This is a genomic window from Amycolatopsis sp. NPDC023774 (genome assembly GCF_040639695.1).
Classification (GTDB): Bacteria; Actinomycetota; Actinomycetes; order Mycobacteriales; family Pseudonocardiaceae; genus Amycolatopsis.
In genome coordinates this window covers 1,083,768-1,103,700 of record NZ_JBFAAJ010000001.1, presented here as the reverse complement: position 1 = coordinate 1,103,700, position 19,933 = coordinate 1,083,768, and the positions used below count along the sequence as shown (strand labels likewise).

The 19,933-nt window shown below is 69.5% G+C and carries 17 protein-coding genes; 2 read left to right on the top strand and 15 right to left on the bottom strand.

Going from position 1 to position 19,933, the window contains the following annotated elements:
• Positions 1-81 precede the first annotated feature (81 nt).
• The 11 genes from AB0F91_RS05585 to AB0F91_RS05535 all read right to left on the bottom strand — a co-directional run bounded on the left by AB0F91_RS05585 (position 82) and on the right by AB0F91_RS05535 (position 11,026).
• Positions 82-732, bottom strand: a complete 651-nt coding sequence (locus tag AB0F91_RS05585) for a TetR/AcrR family transcriptional regulator C-terminal domain-containing protein (RefSeq protein WP_360594993.1) — start codon at positions 730-732, stop codon at positions 82-84.
• Positions 733-742: 10 nt separating this feature from the next.
• Positions 743-1,225, bottom strand: a complete 483-nt coding sequence (locus AB0F91_RS05580) for a MarR family winged helix-turn-helix transcriptional regulator (RefSeq protein ID WP_360594991.1) — start codon at positions 1,223-1,225, stop codon at positions 743-745.
• A gap of 39 nt (positions 1,226-1,264) precedes the next feature.
• Entirely contained in the window at positions 1,265-3,073 is a 1,809-nt protein-coding gene (locus AB0F91_RS05575; RefSeq protein WP_360594989.1) for a feruloyl-CoA synthase, read from the bottom strand.
• Positions 3,074-3,156: 83 nt separating this feature from the next.
• Positions 3,157-3,633 carry a MarR family transcriptional regulator gene (locus tag AB0F91_RS05570; RefSeq protein WP_360594987.1) on the bottom strand — a complete coding sequence of 159 codons (477 nt, stop codon included), beginning with the start codon at positions 3,631-3,633 and terminating at the stop codon, positions 3,157-3,159.
• A 27-nt stretch (positions 3,634-3,660) separates the two neighbouring features.
• Entirely contained in the window at positions 3,661-5,496 is a 1,836-nt protein-coding gene (gene asnB, locus AB0F91_RS05565) for an asparagine synthase (glutamine-hydrolyzing) (RefSeq protein ID WP_360594986.1), read from the bottom strand.
• Positions 5,497-5,657: 161 nt separating this feature from the next.
• Complete coding sequence (locus AB0F91_RS05560) at positions 5,658-6,248, bottom strand: TetR/AcrR family transcriptional regulator (RefSeq protein ID WP_360594985.1); 591 nt, start codon at positions 6,246-6,248, stop codon at positions 5,658-5,660.
• A 22-nt stretch (positions 6,249-6,270) separates the two neighbouring features.
• Complete coding sequence (locus AB0F91_RS05555; protein WP_360594984.1) at positions 6,271-7,575, bottom strand: ABC transporter substrate-binding protein; 1,305 nt, start codon at positions 7,573-7,575, stop codon at positions 6,271-6,273.
• A complete protein-coding gene (locus tag AB0F91_RS05550; RefSeq protein WP_360594982.1) occupies positions 7,572-8,642 on the bottom strand; it encodes a branched-chain amino acid ABC transporter permease in 1,071 nt (356 codons plus the stop codon). Before AB0F91_RS05550 ends, AB0F91_RS05555 begins: the two co-directional genes overlap by 4 nt.
• Positions 8,639-9,517: a branched-chain amino acid ABC transporter permease gene (locus tag AB0F91_RS05545; RefSeq protein ID WP_360594980.1), complete on the bottom strand. Its 879-nt coding sequence runs from the start codon at positions 9,515-9,517 to the stop codon at positions 8,639-8,641. Before AB0F91_RS05545 ends, AB0F91_RS05550 begins: the two co-directional genes overlap by 4 nt.
• Positions 9,517-10,224, bottom strand: coding sequence for an ABC transporter ATP-binding protein (locus AB0F91_RS05540; RefSeq protein WP_360594978.1), 708 nt, complete (start codon positions 10,222-10,224; stop codon positions 9,517-9,519). Before AB0F91_RS05540 ends, AB0F91_RS05545 begins: the two co-directional genes overlap by 1 nt.
• The gene (locus AB0F91_RS05535; protein ID WP_360594977.1) at positions 10,217-11,026 is read right to left on the bottom strand and encodes an ABC transporter ATP-binding protein; all 810 of its coding nucleotides are present in this window, start codon (positions 11,024-11,026) and stop codon (positions 10,217-10,219) included. Before AB0F91_RS05535 ends, AB0F91_RS05540 begins: the two co-directional genes overlap by 8 nt.
• A gap of 356 nt (positions 11,027-11,382) precedes the next feature.
• Between AB0F91_RS05535 and AB0F91_RS05530 the strand changes: the two genes are divergently transcribed.
• The gene (locus AB0F91_RS05530) at positions 11,383-13,377 is read left to right on the top strand and encodes a DUF6351 family protein (protein ID WP_360594975.1); all 1,995 of its coding nucleotides are present in this window, start codon (positions 11,383-11,385) and stop codon (positions 13,375-13,377) included.
• A gap of 382 nt (positions 13,378-13,759) precedes the next feature.
• Here AB0F91_RS05530 and AB0F91_RS05525 read toward each other — a convergent pair whose 3' ends face one another.
• Both AB0F91_RS05525 and AB0F91_RS05520 read right to left on the bottom strand, forming a co-directional pair.
• A complete protein-coding gene (locus AB0F91_RS05525; protein WP_360594974.1) occupies positions 13,760-14,845 on the bottom strand; it encodes a 5-aminoimidazole-4-carboxamide ribonucleotide transformylase in 1,086 nt (361 codons plus the stop codon).
• A 549-nt stretch (positions 14,846-15,394) separates the two neighbouring features.
• A complete protein-coding gene (locus AB0F91_RS05520) occupies positions 15,395-16,864 on the bottom strand; it encodes an alpha/beta hydrolase domain-containing protein (protein ID WP_360594972.1) in 1,470 nt (489 codons plus the stop codon).
• A 326-nt stretch (positions 16,865-17,190) separates the two neighbouring features.
• Between AB0F91_RS05520 and AB0F91_RS05515 the strand changes: the two genes are divergently transcribed.
• A complete protein-coding gene (locus tag AB0F91_RS05515) occupies positions 17,191-18,651 on the top strand; it encodes an alpha/beta hydrolase (RefSeq protein WP_360594970.1) in 1,461 nt (486 codons plus the stop codon).
• Positions 18,652-18,701: 50 nt separating this feature from the next.
• Here the strand turns inward: AB0F91_RS05515 and AB0F91_RS05510 are convergent, their stop codons facing one another.
• Both AB0F91_RS05510 and AB0F91_RS05505 read right to left on the bottom strand, forming a co-directional pair.
• The gene (locus AB0F91_RS05510) at positions 18,702-19,109 is read right to left on the bottom strand and encodes a YbjN domain-containing protein (protein ID WP_220243591.1); all 408 of its coding nucleotides are present in this window, start codon (positions 19,107-19,109) and stop codon (positions 18,702-18,704) included.
• A gap of 318 nt (positions 19,110-19,427) precedes the next feature.
• A complete protein-coding gene (locus tag AB0F91_RS05505) occupies positions 19,428-19,919 on the bottom strand; it encodes a MarR family transcriptional regulator (RefSeq protein ID WP_360594968.1) in 492 nt (163 codons plus the stop codon).
• Positions 19,920-19,933: the final 14 nt, after the last annotated feature.

Below are 19,933 nucleotides of genomic sequence, written 5' to 3'. Positions count from 1 at the left end.
GACTGCGGCCCGGCGCTGACCACGCCCGCACGGTGCGCTGACGGTGGTGGTGCGCGCTCGTCAGCGGGCTCTCCGCGCTCGTCAGCGCAGGCCGCGAACGCCCGCAACCAGCAGGTCGACACCGCGGGCGAAGTACGAATCCTCGTCGCCACACGCGGCGAGCGCGTCGGCGGCGGCCGAGACGTTCGGGAAGCGTTCGGGCGACAAGGCGGCCAGCGCGACCCGCTTGCGCTCCACGGCCTCCTCGCGCGAAGACGCGGGGTGGACGTCGGTGGCACCGGGCTCGGCCGTCACGAGGGTGACGCTCGCGCACAGCAGGTAGCCGCCGAGCTCCGCGGCTTCCTCGGCCGTGAAGCCGGCTTCGCGCAGCAGGCCGAGCACGTGGTCGGCCACGGTGAGGCCGGGATCGGACTCGAGGATGCGCGGCGGGACGAGGTCCGCGACAGCGGGGTGGGGGCGCACGGCGGCCAGCACCGCCACGAGCGCAGCTCGCAGCCGCGCGTCCCAGGGACCGTCGGAATCCGGCAACGAGACGTCCGCCAGCAGGCGTTCGGCCAGGCCCGCCACGAGCTCGTGCTTGTCCTTGAAGTGCCAGTACAGCGCCATCGGCGTGACGCCGTGGTCCTGCGCGAGGCGGCGGATCGTCAGCGCTTCGAGGCCTTCGCGATCGGCCAGGGCGAGCGCGCCGTCGACGATCGTGTCGCGGCTGAGCTTCTCGCGCGTTTTGGCCACGAACTCGACTTTACCTCGTACAGGGGCCGTCTTCGTCGTCCGCGTTCAACCGCGAGACCATGCGGTCGAAGACGCGTTCCAGCACCTCGAGCTCGTCGGGTTTGACCTGCTCGAAGAAGTACCGCCGCACGGTCTCCACGTGCTCGGGCGCGGCCGCTTCGATCGCTTCGCGCCCGGCCGGCGTGAGACGCACCATGGCGCCGCGCGCGTCGTCCGAGCAGTCCTCGCGCGTGACGAGGCCGCGCTTCTCCATCCGGCTCACGTGGTGCGACAGCCGGCTGCGGTCCCACCTGATCTGCATCCCGAGGTCGCGCATGCGCAGCACGTCTCCTGGCGCATCCGAAAGCGGCACCATCAGCGTGTAGTCCGGGCCTGAAAGCCCCGCGTCGCGCACGAGCTGCCGGTCGATGGCGCCGTTCAGGGACCGCTGGAGCAGGTGGAACAGCTTCCAGACGTGCAACTCGCGCTCGTCGAGCCAGCGTGCGTCCGTCATGAAGTGAGTCTACCCAATTTGTTGACGCATCACCAATGATCACCCCGCGACGATCACCGCGGCGTCCGGTTCACCAGCGTAAAGACGCTCGACGAACGCCACGCGACGGACCAGCACGCGGCGCTGGTTCAGATAGCCCTTGTCCGTGATCTCCCCCGCGTCGAGGTCCGGCGGCTCGGCCAGCACCACGAGCCGCTCGACTCGGCCCGCCGACCCCGCCGCCGCGTTCATCGCGGCCAGCTGCTTCCCGACGTGCGCGCGCAGCTCGGCGTGCATCACGCAGCCGTCCGAGGACTCGAGCGAACCCGCGAACAAGGCCCGCGCTTCAGCGTCGTTGAGCCAGGCCAGCGCGCTGACGTAGGAACGGTTCTCCCCCGCGATCACCGCGTCGGACAGCAGTGGCACGGCCGAGAGCAACGCCGTGCGCAGCGCACCGACGCGGACGAAGGTGCCCGTGTCGAGCTTGAAGTCCTCCGCGATCCGGCCCCCGGACAGCAGGCCGGAGTTGGGGTCGTCCGAGGCCGGCCCGGCGGCGTCGCCCGTGCGGTAGAAGCCTTCCTCGTCGAAGGCCGCGGCCGTGAGGTCGGGCCGGTGCAGGTAGCCGGGCGTCACGGAGGCGCCGCGCACGCGGATCTCCCGCGCCTCTCCCACGGGCGCGAGCTTGACCTCCAGCCCCGGCAGCGGCACGCCGATGCACCGCGAGTCGTCGAACGGGAAGTGCGCGCTCGTCACGGCGGGCGCGGTCTCGGTCGCGCCCCACGAGCTCGTCAGCGGCACGTCGACGCCGGCTGCCCTGGCCGCACCGGCCAGCCGCGTGCGCAACGCCGCCGGCAAGGCGGCCGCCGCGTTGAACAGCAACCGCAGCCGCGAGAAGAACACGCGCGCGAAGTCGGGGTCCTGCTCCAGCACGGGCACCAGCTGCGCGTAGCCGGCGGGCACGTTGAAGTACAGCGTGGGCTGGGCCGAACGCAGGTTCTCCAGGCTGCGGCCGAACAGCTGCGGCGCCGGTTTGCCGTCGTCCACGTAGAGCGTGCCGCCGTTGTGCAGCACCAGATCCACGTTGTGATTGCCGCCGAAGGTGTGGCTCCACGGTAGCCAGTCGACGAGCACGGGCCGCTCCTCACCCAGGAACGGCCACACCTGCCGGATCGACTGCTGGTTCGCGCACAGCATCCGGTGCGTGTTGAGCACGCCCTTCGGCGCACCGGTCGAGCCCGACGTGAAGAGCACCTTCGCGAGCGCGTCCGGCCCCGTCGCGGCGTATGCGGCTTCGAGCTGCTGGCCGGGCGAAGTCGCCAGCAGATCGTCGAGGGATTCCGCACCATCCACGACGTGCACCTCACGCGCCAGGACCACACTCGCCCGATCAACTCCAGGTGCTTCGACGGCGGCGAGCGCCTTCGCGAAGGGACCGCCGGCCTCGGCGAAAACCAGGCCCGGGTTCAGCACCTTCGCGATCTGGCGGATCCGCGCGTGGTCGCCGCTGAGCAGGGAGTACGCGACACTGATCGGCGCCACCGGGACACCGGCCGTCAGCGCGCCGAGGGTGAGCACGAGGTGCGCGACGGAGTTGCCCGAGAGGATCATCACCGGCCGGTCCGGCCCCAGACCGCGATCGAGCAGCGCCTGCCCGAGCGCGTCGGCGCGGCGGCGGACCTCGCCGTAGGTCAGCGTCGCCCAGCCGTCGCCGTCGCGTTCGGCCACCAGCGGGTAGCCAGGATCGACTTCGGCCCAGTCGCGCAGCATCGTGGCGACGCTGCGCGGGTAGGTGCCCAGCGGGTCGCGGGAGCGGAAGACGACGCTCCCGTCCGGCCGGTCCTCGCGTTCGACGTCCGGTTCAGCGAACATTCGACCGTCTCCTCCTCGAGACCCGCCTGTCTCACACTGTGCTGCTCGTTACGAGTACCCATCCACTTTGATCAGCTTCGTAACTATTGTGGGTCGCGAGGAATTTGTCGAACATCAGTTTCCGCGCCGTCGGTCATCCGGCGCAGCACCGCGCCCGCCTTGAGCAGCAGCTCGACCTCGTCCTGCTCGAGTTCGCCGAACCGCTCCACGAGCACCCGTGACTCGTCGCGCACCACCGCGCCCAGCCGCCGCCGGCCCTGCTGGGTGAGGTGCACGTAGCTCACGCGCTTGTCGCCCGCGTCGGCCGCGCGCGCGACGAACCCGGCCTCCTCCATGGCGTGCACGACCTTGGTGGCCGTCGGCTGGGAGCAGCCGACCTCGTCGGCCAGCGCGCCGATCCGCAGGGGCCCGGAGCGGGCCAGCTTGGCGAGCACCAGCAGTTGCGTGCGCGGCAGGTTGTCGGGTGGCGCGGCGCGGTGCAGCTCGCGCAGCAGCCGGTACAGCGACAGCACGAACTGGAACGCCTCGTCGGCGTCGACGTCCGGCGACTCGCCCACCATGGCCCGCTCCTCACCCTCGTGGTCACCTCACCGGATGCGCAGCTCCGGTGAGTACAGATCGAACCAGGTCGCGAAGTTCAGCACACGCTCCACGAGTGGCCGAAGGAAGGGCACGGTGTCCTCCCGGGCAAGCAGCGCCGTCAGCAGGCCGCGGTCGAACAGGTCGAACACGGGGTGCGCCGGCGCGGCCAGCAGGTCGCCGACCTGGTCGCGCAGGGCTTGGAGGTACTTCGGGTCCTGCGTCGACGGGTACGGGCTTTTCACTCGTTCAGCCACCGACACCGGCAGCACGTCGCGGGCCGCCGCGCGGAGCAGGCTCTTCTCGCGGCCGTCGAACGTCTTCGTCGTCCACGGCGTGTTGTAGACGTACTCCACGAGCCGGTGGTCACAGAACGGCACGCGCACCTCGAGGCCGGTGGCCATGCTGAGGCGGTCCTTGCGGTCGAGCAGAATGCGCACGAACCGCGTGAGGTGCAGGTAGCCGATCACGCGCATGCGACGCTCGTGCTCGGTCTCGCCGGGCCGCGTGCCGGCCTCCGCGACCGCCGCCGAGTACGAGTCCCGCAGGTGCGTGGCAAGGTCCAAAGAGGACCGCACACCCTCGGCGAAGATCTGGCTCACCCCGCGTTCGCCCGACTGCAGCCGCCGCGCGAGCCACGGGAAGGTGTCGGCCTGCTGCACCTTCGGGTCGTGGAACCACGCGTAACCGCCGAAGACCTCGTCGGCCGACTCGCCGGACAACGCGACGGTGGAGCGCTCGCGGATCGCGCGGAACAGCAGGTACAGGGAGCCGTCCATGTCCCCCAGCCCCGTCGGCAGGTCGCGAGCCCGCACCACGGTCCGGCGCACGGCCGGGTCGGCGAGCTCCGCCGAGTCGAGCACGATGTCCTGGTGCAGCGAGCCCACGTGCTCGCGGACGTCACGCACATACGGCGCGTCCGGAGTGGACCGCAACGCGTCCGGCACGAAGTTGTCTTCCTGCCCCACGAAATCCACCGCGAAGCTGCGCACCCGCTCGTCCTGATCGGCCAGCTGCCGCGCGGCCAGCGCCGTGATGACGCTGGAGTCGAGGCCGCCCGAGAGCAGCACGCAGCGCGGCACGTCGGCGACGAGCTGACGGCGCACGATGTCGTCGAGCAGCTCGCGCACGTGCTGCACGGTCACGCCGATGTCGTCGGTGTGCTCCACCGGCTGGAGCTGCCAGTAGCGGCGCACCTGCAGGCCGGTGCGGTCCAGCGTCACGACGGTGCCGGGCTCGACCTCCCGCATGCCCGCCCACACGGCCTGGCCGGGGTTCTTGGTGAACGACAAGAGCTCGCGCAGGCCGTCGGTCTCCACGACGGGCCGGATTTCGGGGTGCGCGAGGATCGCCTTGGGCTCGGAGCCGAACAGCAGCCCGTCGCCGTGCAGCGCGTAGTACAGCGGCTTGATGCCCATCCGGTCGCGGATCAGGACCAGGCGCTCCTCCCGCGGGTCCCAGATCCCGAAGGCGTACATGCCGTTGAGGCGCTCTGCCAGGCCGGTGCCCCATTCCAGGTAGCCCCGCAGGACCACCTCGGTGTCACTGCCGGTGGTGAACCGGTGCCCACGCGCCTGCAGGTCCGCGCGCAGCTCGGCGAAGTTGTACACCTCACCGCTGTAGGTCAGCGCGACCGTGGCGCCGGCCTCGGCCGTCATCGGCTGCGTGCCCAGCTCGAGGTCGATGATGGCCAGGCGCCGGTGGCCGAACGCCGCGTGGCGGTCGAACCACGTCCCGCTCGCGTCCGGCCCGCGGCACGCCATGGTGGCCGTCATGGCCGCCACCGTCTCCCGCTCACCCGCCAGGTCGCGGCCGTAGTCCACCCATCCCGTGATCCCGCACATGTCCAGCCCCCGGACTGTTCAGAGAGAAACATTCATAGGGAATGAAACTGGTTTGCGAGGGCGAGCGCCACCCGGACGAACCGGACGTAAGCGTGGCGATCCGGCCAGGCCGCGGGCGTTTGCGCAGCTGGGGAGCTCGGGAGCGGCTTGAGTGACCTGCGTCACGAAGTGGGGTAGAGCCGGCCCATCAGTTCGAGGACCTCCTCGATCATCTGCCCCGCCTTCGCCTTCGACGGAGCGGCCGCGACCTCGCGCCCGGCCTCCGTAGACATCGCGGTGAGCGAGAGCACGAGCATGTCCGAAAGCGGCCGGGTGTGGCCGTTGACCAGCGTGGCGTTGGCCGTGAGCCACTCCCGGAACCGCTCGCGGGTGAGCAGGCCGAAGCCCGCCGGGCCGTTCCCGGACAGGAACAGCCGGGCGAGCTTGCGCTCCTGCCAGCACCCTTCGAGGTAGGCGCGCGCTCCGGAGATGTAGAGCCGGAGCGCGTCCTCCTCACCCTGCGCCAGCGCCGTCCGGAACGCCTTGGCGGACCGGTGCTGCTGGCGGCGGTTGTATTCGTTGTACAGCGTGATGTACAGATCGGACTTGGCGACGAAGTGGTGGTAGAGGCTGCCGATGCTGGCGCCGGCCCGTTCGGCGATGGCGGCCATGCTCGCCTGGTCGTACCCCGACGCGGTGAAGACCTCACCGGCCGCCTCGAGCAGCGCCGCGCGGGTCGCTTGCGCCCGCTTGCTCCCTGTCGCCTCCGTCATGGCGTGATTGTGCCGGACGGACTCACGCCGCAGGGATGCCGTTGGCCGGAGCCTGTGGTTGCGGTTGCGTGTAGGGGGCCACGGGACCGTCACCGTCGTCGGTTGTGAGCGGCGTTCCGGACGGCACCTGCTTGCCGTCCTTGATGGTCGCGATCTGCCCGCCGGTGTAGCCCGCGTGCGAGTCCGCGCCGTAGCGGAACGGCACCAGGCCCGGCCCGGTCAGCCCGCCCTTCTTCAGCGCGTCGATCACGCCCTGGCGCGTGGGGTTCTGCCCGGCGCGCGCGAGCGCCTGCGTGAATGTGTAGGCGTAGGCCATGGCGTAGTAGACGTTGCCGTCGAAGGGCACATTCGGGATGTACTGGTCGTGGATCTTCTTGAACAGCGCGGTCCACGAGTTGCTCGTGTCGTCGAGCGGCGGCAGGTAGGCCGACGTGACCAGGCCTTCGATGAGGTCCTGGCCCTTCACCGACGAACCCGCCTTCTTGGCGAAGTTCTCCAGCAGCCCCGACACCGTGATCGGGTCGGCGCCCACACTGGACGCGACGAGCGTCGGCGAGTAACCGAGCTTCAACGACGTCAGCTTGAACAACGCGGTGTAAGCCGGGATCGCCTCGAGCACCACGACGTCGGCCTTCGACGCCGCGATCGCCGACACCTGCGCGGCGACGTCGGTGTTGCCCGGCTGGTACGGCTGGCGCGAGACGACGAGGCTCTGGTCGATGTACTTGTCTAGACCCTTCATGCCGTCGCGGCCGAAGTCGTCGTCCTGGTAGAAGTACGCGACCTTCTTACCGGCGAGGTTCTTCTTCACGTAGTCGCCGAGGATCTTGCCCTCCACCGTGTAGTCCGGTTGCCAGCCGAACGTGTAGGGGTTCTTCTCCGGCTGGTCCCAGCAGGTGCAGCCGGACGCGACGAACAGGTCGGGCACACGCGAGGAGTTGAGGAAGTCCACGACCTTCGTGTGCGTCGGCGTACCGAGCGAGCCGACGATCGCGAACACCTTGTCCTGCAACACGAGCTGCTTGGTCAGCGTGACGGTCTGGGCCGGGTTGTAGGCGTCGTCGAGGTACTTGAGGGTGATCTTGCGGCCGTTGATGCCGCCGTTGGCGTTGACGTAGTCGAAGAACGCCTTCGCGGCCGGGCCCTGCTCGCTGTAGCCCGGCGCGGCCGTGCCCGTGAGCGGGATGGTGGACCCGATGGTGACGCTGTCGGCGGTGATCCCGGGCGTGGATTCCGCGGCGTCGTCACCCGAAGCGCAGGCGGTCGCGGTGAGGGCGACCACCGCGGCCAGGGCGACCGCAACGGATGCTGGTCGGCGTACGGTCATCTTCTCGTCTCCTGACGGGTCTGGAGTGGACGGACGAAACGAGCCTTGAGCAAGGCGCCGAGCCTGCGGACGCCGGACTGGATGCCGCCGGGGAACGCGATGATCACCACGATCAGCACCAGCCCGTAGAGCACGAGCGGGATGTTCGCGTAGATCCCCCGGGGCAGGTCGGCCTGCTGTGCGAGGTCGGCGGTCCAGTTGGGCAGCAGGGTCACGATCACCGCGCCGTACACCGCGCCGGCGAGACTGCCGAGCCCGCCGAGCACCGCCGCGGTGAGCAGGGACAGGGAAAGCGCCAGCGTGAACGCGCCCGGGGCGGCCAGGCTGTTGACGATCGCGAACAGCCCGCCCGCCAGGCCCGCGAACGCCGCGCTGATGCCGAACGTGACGATCTGCGTGCGGGCCACGTGCACGCCCGACAGCGCGGCGGCCTGCTCGTCTTCGCGCACCAACCGCATGTCGCGGCCGATCCGGCTGCGCGTGAGGTTGGCGAGCAGGAACAACGTGACCACCAGGCTGAAGCCGCAGAGCCAGGCCTGCCAGCGTTCGAGCGGGAAGGTTTCACCGAGGGAAAGCGGGGGCGGGTCGGCGGTGACGATGAGGCCGTTGGCGCCGCCGAGCAGGTCGCGCAGGCCGTGGTAGTCGGCCAGCGACGGCAGGCCGACGGCGAGCGCGAGCGTCGCACCCGCCAGGTACGGGCCACGCAGCCGCGCCGCCGCCACGCCGACCAGCGAACCCAGCGCGCCACCGACGACCACCGAGCCGAGCAGCACGAGCACAAGCGGCCAGTCGAGGTGTTCCAGCAGCAACGCCGTGGTGTAGGCGCCGACGGCCACGAACGCGCCGTGGCCGAGGGAGATCTGGCCGGACAGTCCGGAGAGGACCGTCAGACCCGCCGTCGCGATGGCGGTGTAGCAGATCTGGGCGAACTGCAGGTTCGCGAACGAGTCGAGCGAAGTCGTCACGAAGTACAGCACGATCAGGCCCAGCACCGAGAGCGTGAGGTGGCGGACCAGGGTGGACCGCTGCCAGAAGCGGACCGGTGCCGCCGCGGCGAGCGCCGTCATACCCGCCGTCCCTTCGTCGAACCGAACAGCCCTTGCGGACGCAGCATCAGCACGCCGATGAGGACGACGAGCGAGGCCAGCGTGACGATGTCGGACCCGAGGTAGCCGGCCACGTAGCTGAGCACGATGCCGAGCGCGAGCCCGCCGACGACGGCGCCCGGCGGGCTGTCGAGGCCGCCGATCACCGCGGCGGTGAAGCCGAACACCAGCACCGCGTCGAACGCCGTGGGACTCACGAACGTGCTGGGCGCGACGAGCACACCGGCGATCGCGCCGACCGCCGCGGCCAGGGCCCAGCCGACCGTGAGCATCCGCCCGACGCGCACGCCGAGCAGGCGCGCGACTTCCGGTGCGAACGCCGAGGCCCGCATGCGCAGGCCGAGGTTCGTCTTGCGGAACACCAGCGCCAGCACGACCATCACGACCAGGACCACGAGCACGATCCACAGGTCGTTGGGCGCGAACAGCAGCTGCCGGTCGCCCGCCTTGAACCCGGCGATGCCGAACGCCGGCGGGTACGAGCGCGGGGTGCCACCGAAGAGCATCCCGGCCACACCCTGCAGAAGCACGAGCAGGCCGAAGGTGACCACCACCGCGTCGAGCGGCGCTCTCTTCTCCACCGGCCGCACGAGCACGCGTTCCACCACGGCACCGAGAACCAGTCCACTGAGGACGGCCACGATCAGCGCGAGCCAGTACGAGCCGCCGTGGGAGACGATCGTGTAGGCGATGAACGTGGTGATCATCAGCATGCCACCCTGGGCGAAGTTCACGATCCGCGTGGAGCGCCAGATCAGCACGAGCGCCAGCGCGACGGCCGAGTACACGGCCCCGCTGGTCAGCCCGGCGAGGGTCAAGTCGAGGAAGCGGCCCATCACACCTCCAGGTAGGCGCGGCGCACGCGGTCGTCGGCCGCGAGGGTGTCGGCGGTGTCGTCGGCGACCTTGCGGCCGAGGTGCAGGACGACGGCCCGGTCGGCGACCGACAGCGCGGTCGCCGCGTTCTGCTCAACCAACAGCAGCGTGAGGCCGTTCTCCTCGCGCAGCGTTCGCAGCACGGCCACGATCCGGGCCGAAACCCGTGGTGCGAGGCCGAGTGAGGGTTCGTCGAGCAAGAGCAGCTCGGGCCGGCTCATCAGCGCGCGGCCGATCGCGAGCATCTGGCGTTCGCCGCCGGAAAGCGCTTCCGCGCGCTGGTGACGGCGTTCGGCCAACGGGGGGAACAGGTCGTACATCTCGCCGGTGCCCGAGCGCAGCCAGTGCCGGTCGCGCCGCCACAGGCCCCCGAGGCGCAGGTTCTCCTCCACCGTCAGTTCGGCGATCACGCCCCGACCCTCGGGCACGTGTGCGACGCCGAGGCGGACGAGGTCCTCCGGGGCCAGGCGCGTGATGTCGTGGCCGTCGAGCTGCACGGCGCCGTCGCGCGGGCGGTGCAGACCGCTGAGCGCGCGCAGCAGCGTCGTCTTCCCGGCGCCGTTCGAGCCCAGCACCGCGGTGATGGATCCCTGCTCCACCACCAGGTCCACGTGGTCGAGGGCTCGCACCGGCCCGTAGTCGACCACGAGACCGCTGACGTCAAGCATGTGCACCGCCCTCCCCCGCGACCGCCGCCACGGGGTCGCCCAGATAAGCCCGCTGCACCTGCGGGTCGGCCCGCACCTGCGCCGGCGTGCCGCGGGCGATGACCTCGCCGAAGTCGAGCACCACGAGCCGGTCGCACAGGTTCATCACGAAGTCCATGTGGTGCTCCACGAGCATCACGGTCGTGGCCGGCGCAAGGCCGCGGACGATGTCGGCCAGCTCGCCGACCTCCGTCGCCGACAGGCCGGCCGCCGGTTCGTCGAGCAGCAGCAACCGGGGCTCGCTCACCAGGGCGCGCGCGAGGGCGACGCGTTTGCGCACCCCGTAGGGCAACCCGGCGCAGACCCGGCCCGCGTCACCGTCGATCCCGAGCTCGCGCAGCACGTCCCGCGCGCGGCCGGCGAGGGCGCGTTCGTCGCGGTCGGCCCAGGGAGACCCGAGGAGCGCGCCGCCGAGGCTCGTGCGCGAGCGGTGCGTGGCGCCCGCGACCACGTTGTCCAGCACCGTCAATCCGGCGAACAGACCGAGACCTTGCAACGTGCGGGCGATGCCGTGGCGGGTGAGCCGCTCGGGCCGTGGGCGCTCGAGGGCTTCGCCGGCGAAGGTGATCGTGCCCGAGTCGGGCCGTACGAACCCGCAGATCGTGTTGAACAGCGTGGTCTTGCCCGCGCCGTTGGGGCCGATGACGCCGAGTACACACCCGGCGTGAACCTTCAGGGAAACCTGCCTGAGCACTTCGAGCCCGCCGAAGGAGACACAGAGTCCCTCCGCGCGCAGGAGTACAGGATCCTCGACCACGCTCACCCCACCGCCTCGTTGCAGTGACACCGGCAAAGCAGAATCCGATTCGGACGCGACGAACAGTACAGACATCTCCCTGGCTTGCCCAGACCCGTTGCCGGGCTGAGTTCGCGGTTACCGAAGCTTGATCCGGGCGGAGGGTGATCAACTGGTGTGGCCGAATGTTGTTCTGGCTAAGTAATGCGTGCTATACCCGGCACTTGCGTGGCACCGCACCCGAGCGGTGCCGTGAGCAACGAGGTGCGAAGTTGAGAAACCGTACTTGGCGCTCGACCGCGGTAGTGGCCGCTCTGGCCGTGCCGGTCCTCCTCACCACAGCGGCGACCTCGGCCGTCGCGCAACCGGGCGAGCATGCTCGGTTGGCCATCACGACCGTCTCCAACCCGCGGCCCGATCTGGTCAGTGGCGGCCAGGTCCTGGTCAGAATCACACCGTCGGACGCGCGATCCGCCGTGCACGTCTCCGCCGGCGGACACGACGTCACACGGGCCTTCCACGCCCAGCCCGACGGCAGCCTGCTCGGGCTCGTCACGGGCCTGCGCGACGGGCCCACCGACCTCACCGCGACCGCCGGCCACGGTGACCGCGCGAGCGTGCGCGTGGTGAACCACTCGATCACCGGCCCGGTGTTCTCCGGGCCGCAGCAGAAACCGTTCTACTGCGAGACCACGGCGTTCGGCCTGCCGCCGGCGACCATGCCGCTGTGCAGCGCGCCGACGCAGGTTACCTACCAGTACAAAAACACCGCCGGAAAGTTCGTGGCCCTGGCCGACCCGGCGAGCCGCCCGGCCGACCTCGCCACGGCGACCAACGGCGCGCCCTACATCGTGCGGATCGAACGCGGCACGATCGACCGCGCGGTGTACGAGATCGCCGCGCCGGCCTCCGGGCCGGCCACGCCGTCACCCTTCACCGCGACGCCCGGCTGGAACGGCAAGCTGGTCTACACCTTCGGCGGCGGCTGCAACTCCGGCTACCACCAGGGCGCCGGCACCGGCGGCGTGGTCAACGACCTGTTTCTCACGCAAGGCTACGCGGTGGCGTCGTCGAGCTTGAACGTGCTCGACAACAACTGCAGCCCGATCATCTCGGCCGAGGCCGCGATGATGGTGAAGGAGCACTTCGTCGAGACTTACGGCCCCGTGCAGCACACCATCGGCTGGGGCGGCTCCGGCGGCGCCATCCAGCAGTACGACATCGCCGAGAACTACCCCGGCATCGTCGACGGCATCATCCCCGGGGTGTCCTTTCCCGACCCGATCACCACGGCCGGCCCGGTGGCCGACTGCCGGTTGCTGAACCGGTACTTCGCTTCTGCCGACTTTACTGACGCTCAGAAGCTCGCGGTGGCGGGCTGGAACTCGTACTCTTCGTGCCTTTCGTGGGACGCGACCTTCGCCAGCCGCGCGACCGCCACGGACAGCTGCAACTCCGCCATCCCGGTCGACGTGCGGTGGGACCCGGTGACGAACCCGCACGGCGTGATCTGCAACTCCAACGAGCAGTTCGCGAACCAGCTGGGCCGGGATCCTCGCACGGGTTTCGTGCGCAACACTCTCGACAACGTCGGTGTGCAGTACGGGCTCGACGCGTTGAAGGCCGGTCAGATCTCGGCGGCGCAGTTCGTATCCCTGAACGCGTCCATCGGCGGGTTGGATTACACAGGCAAGCCGGTGGCGGCGCGGTCTTCGGCCGACCCGAAGGCCCTGGACGCGCTGTACCGCGACGACATCTTCAACTCGGCGTCGTTGGGCCTGGCGTCGACGCCGATCATCGACCAGCGCACGGACCTCGACCTGGCGGGCGCCGGGAACGACATCCACACCTCGGAGTGGTCATTCGTCCTGCGGCAGCGGTTGCTTTCGGCCAATGGGACCGCGGCCAACCAGGTGATCATCGCCAACCACCCGACTGCTGCGGAGCAGGCGGCCGCCAGCGCGTACGAACTGGATGCGATGGACCGCTGGCTGACGGCGATTTCTCAGGATCATTCGGGGCGGAGTGCTGCTGCTCGCGTCATCGCCAACCGGCCCCACGACCTTTCGGACGGCTGCTACCTGTCTGCGACCCAGCGGGTGCAGGAGAAGCTGACCGACCCGTCGTCGGGCCAGTGCGGTGCGCTTTATCCGGTCGCGGAGAACACCCGGATGGCGGCCGGTGAAGGTTTGGCCATGGATGTACTGAAGTGCCAGACAAAGCCGCTGGACTTCGGCTCCTACCCGGTGAAATTCACTTCCACCGAAAAGGCCACTCTGAAGCAGACCTTCCCGACGGGCGTCTGCGACTACCGTCGTGACGGCATCGGGGAGCGCAAGCCTGCGGGCGTGTGGCGGAACTACGGAAGCCGCGCGTAAGTTCGGTGGCTGCACCTGCGGCCGGCCGCTTCCTCGTCAGGAGGAAAGGTACAACTTGACGAGGGAGCGGCCAGCCGTCCCTTCTCAGTGCACTCTATCGTGAAACTGGGATCAAATCAGTCCCGAGATCGAACCGCTCCACCCCAGACACTGCTGGCGAGCGCCAGAGGGAACGCTCGCTATCAACAGCAACATTGCTGACTTCGGAAATGACTGTCGATGCTGCAAAGCCGGCGGGGCGCAGAAGTGCCTCCGGCACCACTGCGGGCAGATCCTCAGGATGCCGAGAGGATCTGAACCATGGCAACGCAACCTCTCTTGCGTGCTCACAACCAATGGCCGATCTCTCGTCGGGGTGCACTCTGGCGGGGAGCCGCCTTCCTCAGTGGTGGAACAGGCGCAAACCGGTGTGGGTCAGGCGCATGCCGTGTTGCGCGCACGCGGCGGCGACGTCCGCGGAACGCGTAGAGCCGCCGGGCTCCACGACGTGGCTGATGCCGATGGTGGCGGCGTGCTCGATGTTGTCGCGGAACGGCAGGAAGCCGTCGGAGGCGAGGGTCGCGCGGCTTTCCCACGGCCCGGGGTCAGGCAGAACTGGTGAGACACCGGGGAAAAGCGCAGTGAATTCCGCTTCCTGTGCCGACGTGAGGCTGCCCTCTGCGAGGCGGATCTGCCAATTGAGGCGGTCCTGCCGGGGCATGCCGTCAACCCGGGGCAGTCCGCGCACCACCGGGTGGCGGCGCAGCCACCAGGTACGCGCCTTGCCGACGGCCAGGCGGACGCAGTCGACGCGGTTCTGCTGGCCGGCGCCGATGCCGAAGGTCATACCGCCGCCGACTACGGCGACGGAGTTGGACTGCGTGTAGCGAACTGTGGCCAGGCCGAGCAGGGCGTCGCCCGGAAGCCCGGGCGGGAACGAGGCACGATCGCGGCGCTGTTCGACGACGACGCCGTGGATGTCGCGGCGCTCCCACTCGGGTGGCTCGCAGGCCGGATCTGCCTCCAGGACGAGAAAACTGCCGGCTTTCTTGCGGGCGAGCACTTCGAGCGTGCCGGGCTCGAAACCGGGCGCGATCACGGCGTCGGAGATCACCCGTGACAGCAGGTCGGCCAGCTCCGCGTCGACGGGTGCGGAAACAGCGACGACGTCACCGAAGCTGGACTTCGGATCGGCGTCGCGGGCGCGTACGTAGGCGCCGGTGATTGGGCCGGGTTCGGTGACGCGCCAGGTCTCCCGCATCACGTCGTCCAGCGGGCCGGCCGTGGCCACACCCGCCGGAGACACGTGTTTGAACGAGGCCGCGACCACGGTCCCGCTGGCGGCCGAGGCCGTGCGAACGAGCTGCCACGCGTTGAGCGCGTCGAGCAGGTTGATGTAGGACGGGGTTCCGGCAAGGACCCGCAGTGGCCCGCCGGCCAGTACCCGGGCCTGCTGGTGGGGGTTCATGCCGTAACGCAGATTCGTCACGCGAAGCGCTCCTCAGTGCCGGACACCGAGGAGCCCCCAGGCGGACGACGCTCCCGTTGCTCACGCTCCCCGGTGGTGGCCCACCCTCGCCAGTCGCGCCCGGCCAGGCTACCCGAATACGTGACCGCCACGAAATCGGATCGAGCTGGTTCTCAGTCTCGGACGCCGCCCGCGCCGCACGGGCCTGGCCACGCAGATCGGCTGGGAGAACCTCCGCCTGCGCAGTCAGTTTCAGCATTTCGGCGACAAGGCGAGAGTCAACGCGCGGCATTTGAGCCATCTCAACCAACCATGGAACAGCCAGCGCCACCCAGTATGCAGCCGATCCGGAGCGGAAACTCCATGCCCGCCAAGAATTTGCCAGGAGCCCCGAGAATTCGTCGAGGCATGCGGCAAGACTCCTCTCGAGAAACGGGGAGATCAATACATAGCCGCACGCCTCCAGGGCAAATCTTCCTTGGAATTGACTCCACACCCGTCGAGTCCCGGTTCTGACGACGGCCCGCACTCGAGCGGCGCGCGTGCGGGCCGTCGTCAGAAGACCACGGGTCAGAAAAGCTTGCGCTCAGCCGCCTGGTTGATCAGCGTGCGACCGTCCTCCGGGAGGAGGAAGTGCTGGGTCTCCAACCGCTGCACCACGTCCGCGACCTGTTGCCGGTAATCGGCGGTGCTGTAGTACAGCGAATGAAGCTGCGCAGTGTCGAAATCCCGGTGCGTGCCGTAGAGGACGCAGAACGAGCTGAGCGGGTTGTCGAGATTGGCGGGAGAATTGATGCCGTCATTGAGGCCCGTCGGGACTTCCACGTCGGGCAGGCGGATGCCACCCTGGGCGAGGCCGAGGGAGTCGCGCGCCAAAGCAGCCGGTGGACCGGGGTCGATCAAGGCCAGTGGCGCTGCGCGGCGAGGCGCGATGCCGCGGCCGACCCACTTGTCGAGCGCGTCGTAGGCGGCGTGGAAGATCGCCCAGGACTCGACCTGGCTCGGGCCGGGGTTGGTGCAGGCGAAGGGGGCCTGCTCGCCGAACTCGCGGGACTGGACGGCGCCGAGTGTGGTGCGGAAGTCGTTCGGGTCGGTACCGGTCGAGTAGGCGGGCACGTGTGAGGCGCCGGCGATTTCCCACGTGCGCAGGGAACCGCTGTCGGGCGCGGTTTTGCTCGGCACACCGGCGCCTCGATAAACGTCGTTCTCGGTGTAGACGCGGATGGCCTTGGTGCCGACACCGTCGCGCGGCGGCAGGGAGCTGTCGGAGAGGGCCAACAGGAAGCCGTCGTAGACGTGGCGCAGCGGCTGCACGGTGTTGTAGTACACCCCGAGGTAGCGGCCGGACTGCGAAGCGCCGCCTGCGTACACACGGTCGATGCCGAGGTCGGCCAGCGGGTTCTTCTTGCCGCGGCCCTTGAGCAGCTGCGCGATCTGCGTGTAGATGTCGAACGACTGCGAGTCGTCGAGCACGGCGCCGCCGCCCGTGACGTCGAGCGAGCCGTAGCGCTGCGGGCTCCACTGGATGAGGCCGAGGCCGGCCGTTGCGCCGGTGGTGGCGCCGTTGACGCCGACGCGCTGCACCGAAGCGCCCACCCAGGTCCAGCCGTTGCGGACGTAGTAGTCGGCACTCGTGCCCCACTCGGTGTCGATGTCGTGCCCGGCGGTCACATTCTGCCAATCGACCACCGCGACGCCGGCCGACTTCGCGGGCTTCACCGGGCGCCGCACCACGATCCGGGTCATGTACGGCGTGGTGCCCAGCGGGGTGGCGGCCTGCTTCTGCTCGTCGACGGTCGGGTTCGGGTGGTACCGCGTGGCGGTGCCCGAGATGAAGAACTCTTCCTCCTCGTAGCCGGCCTTCTTCAGGTCGTACGGCGTCGAGTAGAAGACGTAGTCGTGCGCAGGATCCCCAGGTTTGCCCTGCGCCGGGATGGGACCGGTGATCTTCGCCGGGCCGTTGCCCGGGGCCGAGGTCGGGGGCTTCGACGGCAGGGCCTTCGCGGCGGGGGCGGCGAGCGCCGGCGTCGCGGCGAGCAAGAGAGTGAGCGGTGCCAGGAGGATAGTGGTTCGCAGTCTTCGTTGAGTGCGGTTTCCGGACATGTACGTCCCTTCACGAGGGTGACAGCCTCTTTCCGGCGCCGCTAGTGAACGCCCGCTTAGTGAGCCATGTCAAGAATCTCATTCGGTTTTGGCCGACAGTGGTGGGCCGATTAGCCCGGACGTACGACAGTGGACACCGAACTCCGTTCTGTTGCCAGGAAGTCCACATCAGACGGCGCCGCACCTTCGCCGGGCCGGGCCGGCGTTCTTCTGGCAAGATCCACGCCCGAACGGTTGATCTTCACCACCGGAAGGCGTGGCGCATGGCCCTGGGCAGGAAGCTGACCGTCGTCACCGCGGCGGCCACCACATTCGCGGCCCTGCTCGCCGCCCCGGCCGACGCCGCGCGCGAGACCGTCGACTGGAAACCGTGTCCCACCGCCGCCGGCGTCGACTGCGGCACGGTCATCGTCCCGATCGACTGGGCCCATCCGGGTGGCGGCACGATCCAGCTCGCCCTCGCGCGGCGCAAGGCCACGGACCCCGCCCACCGCATCGGCTCCATCCTCATGGACCCCGGCGGCCCGGGCGGCGAGGGCGCGGGCGAGGTACAGGACGGCTGGACCCTGTCGCCGGCCATCACCGCCCGCTTCGACACCGTGGGTTTCGACCCGCGCGGCGTCGGGCAGAGCAGCCCCGTGCGCTGCGGCCTCACCGAGGTCACGGCCCCGAACCCCCAGCTGCCGAAGAGCGTCGCCGAGTTCCGCCGGCTCACCGCGCGCAACCAGGCCCTCGGCACGAGCTGCGCGAAGGTGACCGGGCCGCTCGCCTCGCACGTCGACACCACGAGCGTGGCCCACGACATCGACGCCATCCGCGCCGCTCTGGGCGAAAGCAAGCTGACGTACTACGGCACTTCCTACGGCACGCTCATGGGCCAGGACTACGCCGAGACCTACCCGGACCGCCTCCGCGCGCTGGTGCTCGACGGGACGATGGACCACTCCGTGCGCAGCACGTGGGAGTTCCTGAGCTCACAGACCCGGGCCACGCAGGAGATGTTCGGCCAGTTCGTCCACTGGTGCGCCACGACTCCGTCCTGCGCCCTGCACGGCCAGGACGTCCGCTCGGTCCTGGCCCAGCTCTACAGCCGCGCCGAACACGGCGACCTCGGCACCCCCGACGATCCGCTGGACCCCGTGGCGTTGATGGGCATGATCACCCACGCCTTCTACGGCCCCGACTGGTCCGGCCTCGCCACGAGCATGGTCAACCTGCGCGACGGCACACCCGCCGAGTCCGCGTTCGGCGACATCACCGTGCCCACCTCGTTCAGCAGCATCTTCTGCTCCGACTGGCGCCTGCCCGTCAGCGGCTACGGCGAACTCGAAACCTTCCGCCGCTCCCTCAGCGCGATCGCCCCGGACATCCGGTTCTCACCCCTGGCCTGGACTTCCGCCACCGGCTGCCTCGGCTGGCCAGGCACCGTCCGCGACCCGCAGCGCGCACCGGGCTTCCTGGGCAATCTGCCCGTGCTCCTGCTCAACAGCCGCTACGACCCCGCCACGCCGTATTCCTGGGCCCAGCACGTCTCCCGTCAAACCGGCGCCCCCCTGCTGACCTACGACGGCTGGGGCCACAGCGCGTACTTCAAGAACAGCGATTGCATGGTGTCCACCACGGACAAGTTCCTGATCGACGGCGTGCTTCCCGCACGCGGAACCCACTGCGCCGCCGTGGCCCCTGGTCCGTCGAAGTCCAGAATGGACGGACCCGCCTACTGAGCCGAGAAGGGCCTTCCAGGTTTCCCGGGAGGCCCTTCTCGCGTCACAGGTCAATAATCGTCACGTCCGGTGAACTGCTGCTCCAGCAACTCCGCCGACCCGGCCACCAGCTCCAGCGGGTCTGTGAACTCGTTGATGTCGAGATTCACCAACGGCAACGAATGCCGCAGGACCACGTGCTCCCCCATCACCACGATCCCGCCGACGACGAGCGTGTGCCCCACTTCGGTCAGCACGTCGAGCAGATCCACCTCGTCCACCCGCGCGAACGGCGTCGCGATCTGCACCCAGTCTTCCTTCTTGTCGAAGACCTCGTGCGCGACCACCACCACCTGCGCGCGCCCGGTTGTCTCCGCATCCTCCCCGAACGCCATGCGAATCCGCACCTCGTCGGGCTCCTCCCGGATCACCCGGTACTCCTGCCTCATGAACGCGACCAGATCGGCCCATCCCGCCACGCGGCTTCCTCCGTTTCGTGAGCGAACACCGGGAAGCGTAGTGAAGGTCTGACGGCCAGGCTGGACGTGTCGTCAATGTCCGTTTCGGCCCGCTCAGCCTGGCGACCGCGGTGAACCCGTCATCCACCTCTCCCAGCCGCTGATCTGCGGCCAGAAGGAGTTCGATGAGCTGCAACAGATTCGACGCGAGCCCCGCCACCAGGTCCAGCCACGCGCGCTCGGTCTGGGTCACCAGGTCGACGACGTGCTCGGGACAACTCATCCCTTTGACAACCCATTACCGCGCACACGTCAACCGGGCGAGGAGGGCGAGCCGGATCAGCGCAGAACCTCGGAGACAGCGCGGCACGAGTCCGCCGCCGACTCTTGCTCGTGGATCAGACACGCGGCCTGATAGGTGAGGTCCTGCAACAGCGCGCGCTGCTCAGCGGTCAGCCCGCCCAGCACGGCTTCCTCCACGGCGGCGACGCGGCGCTCGGCGTCGGCCAGCGCTTCGCGGCCCGGGGCCGTGGCGACGATGCGGCGCACCCGGCGGTCTTCCGGTGCGGGCTTGCGCTCGACGAGATCCGCGGCGACGAGCTCGTCGATGAGGTAGGTCATCACCGTGCGGTCGATGCCGAGATACGCGGCGAGCGCGGCCTGCGTCGGGATGTCCGCGTGGACGACGGCGGCGAGGACCTGGAAGCCGCGCGGGCCCTGGGGCAGGCCGGCGAGGACGTGGTCGGCCTCGGCGTTCCAGCGGCGCAGCACCGTGCCCAGCGCCCAGCCCAGGTTGCCGGCCGGGCGGTTTTCGGGCCCGTGTGTCGCCATGGTCCGAGATTACC

Coding starts and splice junctions, on each gene's coding strand:
- AB0F91_RS05545 (WP_360594980.1), bottom strand. CDS start 9,517: ATGGGCCGCTTCCTCGACTTGACCCTCGCCGGGCTGACCAGCGGGGCC.
- AB0F91_RS05560 (WP_360594985.1), bottom strand. CDS start 6,248: ATGACGGAGGCGACAGGGAGCAAGCGGGCGCAAGCGACCCGCGCGGCG.
- asnB (WP_360594986.1), bottom strand. CDS start 5,496: ATGTGCGGGATCACGGGATGGGTGGACTACGGCCGCGACCTGGCGGGT.
- AB0F91_RS05575 (WP_360594989.1), bottom strand. CDS start 3,073: ATGTTCGCTGAACCGGACGTCGAACGCGAGGACCGGCCGGACGGGAGC.
- AB0F91_RS05540 (WP_360594978.1), bottom strand. CDS start 10,224: ATGCTTGACGTCAGCGGTCTCGTGGTCGACTACGGGCCGGTGCGAGCC.
- AB0F91_RS05580 (WP_360594991.1), bottom strand. CDS start 1,225: ATGACGGACGCACGCTGGCTCGACGAGCGCGAGTTGCACGTCTGGAAG.
- AB0F91_RS05515 (WP_360594970.1), top strand. CDS start 17,191: ATGGCCCTGGGCAGGAAGCTGACCGTCGTCACCGCGGCGGCCACCACA.
- AB0F91_RS05505 (WP_360594968.1), bottom strand. CDS start 19,919: ATGGCGACACACGGGCCCGAAAACCGCCCGGCCGGCAACCTGGGCTGG.
- AB0F91_RS05555 (WP_360594984.1), bottom strand. CDS start 7,575: ATGACCGTACGCCGACCAGCATCCGTTGCGGTCGCCCTGGCCGCGGTG.
- AB0F91_RS05550 (WP_360594982.1), bottom strand. CDS start 8,642: ATGACGGCGCTCGCCGCGGCGGCACCGGTCCGCTTCTGGCAGCGGTCC.
- AB0F91_RS05570 (WP_360594987.1), bottom strand. CDS start 3,633: ATGGTGGGCGAGTCGCCGGACGTCGACGCCGACGAGGCGTTCCAGTTC.